This is a genomic window from Streptomyces sp. NRRL F-5727 (genome assembly GCF_000719555.1).
Lineage (GTDB): Bacteria > Actinomycetota > Actinomycetes > Streptomycetales > Streptomycetaceae > Streptomyces.
The window spans coordinates 22,063-28,074 of the sequence record NZ_JOGX01000084.1 but is presented as its reverse complement, the minus strand read 5'-3'; the positions used below and the strand labels follow the sequence as shown (position 1 = coordinate 28,074).

The following is a 6,012-nucleotide window of genomic DNA, read 5'->3' as shown; positions in this document are numbered from 1 at the left end:
CTGGCGTTCACGAGGCCGTCCCCCCCCTCCCGGTACCCCCTCCGCCCCCCCCCCCCGCGTCCCCCGGCCGGACCCCCCCCCCCCCCGGCCGGGGCACGCGGTGTGGGGGGACGGAGGGGCTACCGGTAGGCGGCGAACGCCTTCGTGAACGCCAGCGGCTGCTGGAGGATCGAGGAGCAGGTGGCGTCCGCGTAGTTCACGGCGCCGGCCGCGCACTGCTTGTCCCGGGTCGAGGACCACATCGACAGCCAGCCGATCCCCTTGGACCGGGCGAAGTCGACCAGCTGGGTGGCGTCGTCGACCCGGAAGACCTCGCTGACCACGTCGTTCACGCCGATCATGGGGGTGACGGCGACGGTCTTCCAGGCGGCCGCGTCGGAGAGCCCGAGGACGCCCTTGAGCTGGGCCTGGGTCGCGGTCGCCGCCTGGATCGCGTAGCCGCCCATGTCGCCGCTGTAGGCGGGGCCGTAGTCCATCGCCATGATGTTGACGGCGTCGATCCGGACGCCGTTCCTCTTCGCGTCGGCGAGCAGGCTCACCCCGGGCTGGGTGAGGCCCTCGGGCATCACCGGCAGGGTGAAGGAGACGTTCAGGCCCGGGTGGGTCTTCTGGAGCTGGGCGATCGCCTGGGAGCGGCGGGTGTTGGCGGCCGTGTCGGGCAGGGCGGCGCCCTCGACGTCGAAGTCGACCTTGGTCAGCTTGTACTGGTCGACGACCTTGCCGTACGCCTGCGCCAGGTCGGCGGCGCTCGCGCAGTTCAGCGCCAGCTCGTGGCCGGCGGCGCCGCCGAAGGAGACCCGCACGTCGCCGCCCTTGGCGCGCAGGGCGCCGATCTGGGCGGCCACCTTGTCGGACGCGAGGTCGGTGACGCCGCCCCACAGGGGGGCGCAGGAGCCGCCGGAGGTGATGAAGGCCAGGTTGAACTCCTTCACCCCGGTGGCGTCGGCGGTGGCGAGCAGGTCGTACGAGGGGTAGAGCGAGGTGTCGACGTACGGGGCGTACCGGGCGGCGGCGGTCGGCGGGGCGGTCGGGGGTGCCGTGGTGGGCGGCGCGGTGGTGGGGGGCGCCGTTGTCGGGGTCGGCTTCGGGGTCGTGGTGGCGGTCGCGGTGGGCTTCGGGCTCGCGGTCGCGGTGGGCTGGTCGGTGGGGCGGCCGCTGGGGGTGGGGGCGGGGCCGCCGGCGGAGCAGCCGACCTTGTTGATGAGGCAGCCGGAGGGGTCCCCGGCCTGTCCGGCCGCCGAGGTCACGAAACCGACGGTGACGGACTGGCCGGGGGCGAGCCGGCGGTTCCAGCTCGCGGGCTTCACAGTGACGTGCCGGCCCGAGACGGTGTGGTCGCCGTTCCACAGGGAGCCGATGGTGGTCCCGGCGGGCAGGTCGAACTCCAGCGTCCAGTCGGACTGGTCGGCGGAGGTCTCGTTGGTGATCACGTACTGGCCGGTGTAGCCGCCGGTCCAGGAGGAGGTCCGGGTGTAGGCGGCGCCGACGGCGGCGGCCTGGGCGGTGCCGGTGAGGGCGAAGACCGTGCCCCCGGTGATCGCGGCCGCGACGACCGCGCCGAGGGCCTTCGTGCGGCCGCTGGTCCTGCGCCGGTGCGCGTTGCTGCCCATGGGTGCTGCCTCCGTGGTGCGGGGGATCCGGGGTGCGGTGGGGGGGTGCGGGCAGCACGCTAGCGCCGGGGAAACGGACAATCGCCGCACCGGGGGCGGTGGTCGGGATCCTTAGGCTCCGCTTAAGGGAGCCATCACCAGGGGCAAAGGTTCAGCGGCGCGGGGCCTTGCGGCGACGGGCCGGGCGGTGCGAGCGGCGGCCCTCGGCGCCGGGGCGGTGTCCGCCGAGCCCGATCCAGACGCGCACCTCGGTGCCGCCGAGGACCGAGCGGCCGATCCGGACGTCGCCGCCGGTGGCCTCGGCCATGCGGCGCACGATGTCGAGGCCGAGGCCGGTGGAGCCGGCGCGGGTGCCGCTGTTGCCGCGGGCGAGGGCGGCGTCCGGGTCGGCGATGCCGGGGCCCGCGTCCGAGACGAGGACGATGACCGCGTCCTCGCCGTTGTGGACGTCGACGGAGAAGGCGGTGCCCTCCGGGGTGTGCCGGAAGACGTTGCCGAGCAGGGCGTCGAGGGCGGCGGCGAGTTCGGGCCGCGCCACCGGGATGCGTACCGGCCGCTCCACCCCGGCGAGGCGGACGAGCCGCCCCTCGTCCTCGGCCAGCGCGGACCAGAACTCCATGCGCTCGCGGACCACTTCGGCGGCGTCGCAGCCCGTGCCGGGCCCGGTCGGCGGGGTGGTCTGCGGCTTCGCCTCGCGGGCGGTACGGATGATGGTGTCCACCTCGCGCTCCAGCTGCTCGACGGCGGCCCGGGTCTGGTCGGCGGCGGGGCCCGAGCCGAGCGAGGCGGCGTTGAGGCGGAGCACGGTGAGCGGGGTGCGGAGCCGGTGGGAGAGGTCGGCGGCGAGTTCGCGCTCGTTGGCGAGGAGCTGGACGACCTGGTCGGCCATGGAGTTGAAGGCGACGGCCGCCGACTTGAGTTCGGGCGGGCCCTCCTCGGCGACCCGGACGCCGAGCCGGCCCTCGCCCAGCTCGTGGGCGGCGCCGGCCAGGCGCTGGGCGGGGCGGACCATGCGGACGCCGAGCCGGTCGGCGACGGCGAGGGAGCCGACGATCAGGGCGACGCCGACGCCGGCGAGGACGAGCCAGGCGGTGGCGACGCCGTTGGTCACCTCGGCCTCGGGGACGAAGAGTTCGACGACGGCGACCTCGCCCGAGCTGAGCGCGGTGGGCTGGAGCAGGGCGTAGCCGCCGGGCACCTCGGCGATGGAGGCGCGGCCGAGGGTGCGGGTGGCGGTCAGTTCGCCGGGGTCGGCCCGGCGGGTGCCGATCTCCAGGGCCTGGCCGTCCGGGGTGGCGGGCGGGACGTGCACGGCGAGCCGGCCGGCGGCGCCGTCCTCGGTGGAGGCGACGGCCTTCTCCAGCTCCGCCCGGTCGGTGGTGATCGCGAGGACCGGGGCGAGCCCGGACGACCGCCGCTCGGCGTTGGAGAAGGCCCGGTCGCGGGCCATCTCCTTGACGACGAGGCCGAGGGGGACGGCGAAGGCGATGACGACCATGGCGGTGACGGCCAGCGACACCTTCACGAGCGCCCATCTCACGGCTGCGGCTCCCTGGGCGGTTCCAGCTTCACGCCGACGCCGCGCAGGGTGTGGAGGTAGCGGGGCCGGGCGGCCGTCTCGCCCAGCTTCCGGCGCAGCCACGACAGGTGGACGTCGATGGTCTGGTCGTCCCCGTACGCCTGCTGCCACACCTCGGCGAGCAGTTCCTTGCGCGGGACGACGACGCCGGGCCGGCCGGCGAGGAAGGCGAGCAGGTCGAACTCGCGGCGGGTCAGGTCGAGGGGGACGCCGTCGAGTTCTGCCTGGCGGCGCAGCGGGTCGATGGCGAGCCCGCCGACCCGGAGCTCCGTCGGCGGCGCGGGCTCCCCGGAGACGGACCGGGCGCGGCGGAGCACGGCGGCCATCCGGGCGGTGAGGTGCTCGACGGAGAACGGCTTGACGAGGTAGTCGTCGGCGCCGGCGTGCAGCAGCCGGACGATCTCGGCCTCGTCGTCCCGGGCGGTCGCGATGATCACCGGTACGTCGGTGATGCCGCGCAGCATCTTCAGCGCCTCGGACCCGTCCAGGTCGGGCAGTCCGAGGTCCAGCACGACCACGTCGAAGCGGAAATGGGCGACCTCGCGCAGCGCCTCCAGGGCGGTGCCGACGCTCCGTACCGTGTAGGAGGCTTCCGTCAGCTGCCGGATGAGGGCGGAGCGCACGAACTGGTCGTCCTCGACCACGAGCACACTTGCCATGGGCGGCACCGTACGCCATTCGGGGGACACCTCGGTCACTCCCCACCTTCCGGTCCGCGCCCGCCGGGCGTGGTGCACTATGGCCCGGATGCGAAGAGGACTCGTTCACGCCCTGGCCTGGTCGCTCGCCACCGGCGCGGCGGTCACGCTCTCCTGGTGGGGAGTGCACACGGTGCTGTCCGGCACGGTCTACGACCCGCCGCGGGCCCTGCCGCTGCCGGTCGGCACCCCGGACGGTCCCGTCCCCGCCGAGACGGCGATCGGCAACCCGGTGACGTCCTCGACCAGCCGTCCGGCGGCCCCGCCCCGGACCACCACGCCCCCGCCGTCCGCGGCGGCCCCGACGGCCCCGGCGTCCACCCGCCCGGCCGCCCCGCCCCGGACCACCCCCGCTGCGACCACGGCTCCCCCGGCCCCCTCGGGCTCGTCCTCGGGGGTGGAGAGCTATCCGTCCGAGGGCGGCCGGGTGACGTTCGACCTCGGCGAGACCTCCGCCGAGCTGGTCTCGGCGGTGCCGGCCGCGGGCTGGCAGATGCAGGTGTGGAAGCAGCCGACGTGGATCCGGGTGACCTTCACCCAGTACGAGGACTTCCACCCGGCACGCCGAGAGCACGCACCTGACGCCGCGGGGCCGCCCTTCGGGCGACGACGGGAGTTTGACGACAGGACCTAGGCCGCCCTAGCGGAAGACGGAGGGCGGCGGGGCGGGTGACGCCTTCGCGGTGGCGTCGGTGACCGGGGCCGCGCCGCCGGTGAAGTCGGCCAGCGGGCGGCCGTGTTCGACGCGGCCGGGGTGCGGGTCGGTGGCGACCCGGCGGGTCAGGTCGGCGACGGGCAGCTCGCGGCCGGAGGCGACGAGGACCGCGTTGCCGAAGCGGCGGCCGCGGAGCACGGTCGGGTCGGCGATCAGGGCCAGTTCGGGGAAGACGGCGGCGGCGGTGGCGATCTGGCCGCGGAGGTGGGCGAGCGGCGGGCCGTCGGCGAGGTTGGCGGCGTACGTGCCGCCGGGCCGCAGCGCGCGCCGCACCTCGTCCAGGAACTCGGTGCTGGTGAGGTGGGCGGGGGTGCGGGCGCCGCGGAAGACGTCCGCGATGATCAGGTCGGCCCAGCCGTCCGGGACCTTGGCGAGTCCGGCGCGGGCGTCGGTGGCGCGGACCCGGATCCGGGCGCCGGGGTCGAGCGGCAGCTCGCGGCGGACGAGGCGGACGAGGGGTTCGTCGATCTCGACGATCTGCTGGGTGGAGCGGGGCCGGGTCGCGGCGACGTAGCGGGCGAGGGTGAAGGCGCCGCCGCCCAGGTGCACGGCCTGGAGGGGGCGGCCGGGCGGGGCGGCGAGGTCGGCGACGTGGCCGAGCCGGCGCTGGTACTCGAAGGTGAGCGCGGCGGGGTCGTCGAGGTCCACGTGGGACTGGGGGGCGCCGTCCAGGAGCAGCGTCCAGGCGCGCGGGCGGTCGCGGTCGGGTATGAGTTCGGCGAGCCCGCCGTCGACGGTCTCGGAGACGGCGTCGGCCGCCGCCCGCTCGCGCTGCTTGTTCCTGGCCATCCGCCCATTATCGGACGGATCCGGCCGGGGGCCTCAGTGACAGCCGTCGGCCGCCTCGATGAGGCGGGCGGCCTCGCCGAGGGCGCGGCGCAGGACGGCGGGGTCGGTGACCGGTCCGGTGTCGCCGGGGGGCAGCAGCCAGCCGGCCGGGCGGGGGGCGTCGCCCGCGGGCTCGGGAAGTTCGGGGAGTTCGGGGAGGCGCAGGCCGCGGCCGGAGGTGCGGGTGCAGGCGCTGCCCGGGAGGTCCCAGCCGGCGGCGGTGCCCGGCGGGACGAGGAAGCCGAGGGTGTCGCAGGCGCCGTCGTGCAGCACGGGCCCGACGGCGGGGGCGCCGCGGCGGCGGAGGATGTCGACGGCCTCCAGGCCCTGCCGGGCGGGCACGGTCACCAGGTCGCAGGGCTCCTCGGGCCCGGTGGCGGGTGTGGTCGGCACGGTCGCCGTGGGCGTCGCGGTCGTCACGGTCGTCTCGAATGGCGCGGCGTTCTCGGACATGGACCCCTCCTCGCTTCCCAGAGGAGACACGTTCCGTCTCTCCCATACGGTTCAACGCCCGTGCGCGTCAACGGCTACGGCGGCACGCCGCCGCAAAGGATGGCAGTTCATGGCAGATCGCAGGCGAGA

The 6,012-nt window shown here is 75.6% G+C and carries 6 protein-coding genes; 1 reads left to right on the top strand and 5 read right to left on the bottom strand.

Annotated elements, in window-relative coordinates:
• Window positions 1–119: 119 nt before the first annotated feature.
• From IF73_RS0134030 to IF73_RS0134020, 3 genes are all read right to left on the bottom strand, one after another.
• Entirely contained in the window at window positions 120–1,610 is a 1,491-nt protein-coding gene (locus tag IF73_RS0134030; protein WP_031014655.1) for a cellulose binding domain-containing protein, read from the bottom strand.
• A gap of 151 nt (window positions 1,611–1,761) precedes the next feature.
• Complete coding sequence (locus IF73_RS0134025; protein WP_031014653.1) at window positions 1,762–3,150, bottom strand: sensor histidine kinase; 1,389 nt, start codon at window positions 3,148–3,150, stop codon at window positions 1,762–1,764.
• On the bottom strand, window positions 3,147–3,848 hold the full coding sequence (locus IF73_RS0134020; RefSeq protein ID WP_031014651.1) for a response regulator transcription factor: 702 nt from the start codon (window positions 3,846–3,848) through the stop codon (window positions 3,147–3,149). The genes IF73_RS0134025 and IF73_RS0134020 overlap by 4 nt, the downstream gene beginning before the upstream one ends.
• Before the next feature lie 88 nt (window positions 3,849–3,936).
• Between IF73_RS0134020 and IF73_RS0134015 the strand changes: the two genes are divergently transcribed.
• Window positions 3,937–4,521 (top strand): hypothetical protein, encoded by a 585-nt coding sequence (locus IF73_RS0134015; protein WP_158822232.1) that lies wholly within the window; start codon window positions 3,937–3,939, stop codon window positions 4,519–4,521.
• Between the two features lie 6 nt (window positions 4,522–4,527).
• Here the strand turns inward: IF73_RS0134015 and IF73_RS0134010 are convergent, their stop codons facing one another.
• Both IF73_RS0134010 and IF73_RS0134005 read right to left on the bottom strand, forming a co-directional pair.
• Entirely contained in the window at window positions 4,528–5,391 is an 864-nt protein-coding gene (locus IF73_RS0134010) for a spermidine synthase (RefSeq protein WP_031014647.1), read from the bottom strand.
• Between the two features lie 33 nt (window positions 5,392–5,424).
• The gene (locus IF73_RS0134005) at window positions 5,425–5,883 is read right to left on the bottom strand and encodes a hypothetical protein (protein ID WP_031014646.1); all 459 of its coding nucleotides are present in this window, start codon (window positions 5,881–5,883) and stop codon (window positions 5,425–5,427) included.
• Window positions 5,884–6,012 lie beyond the last annotated feature (129 nt).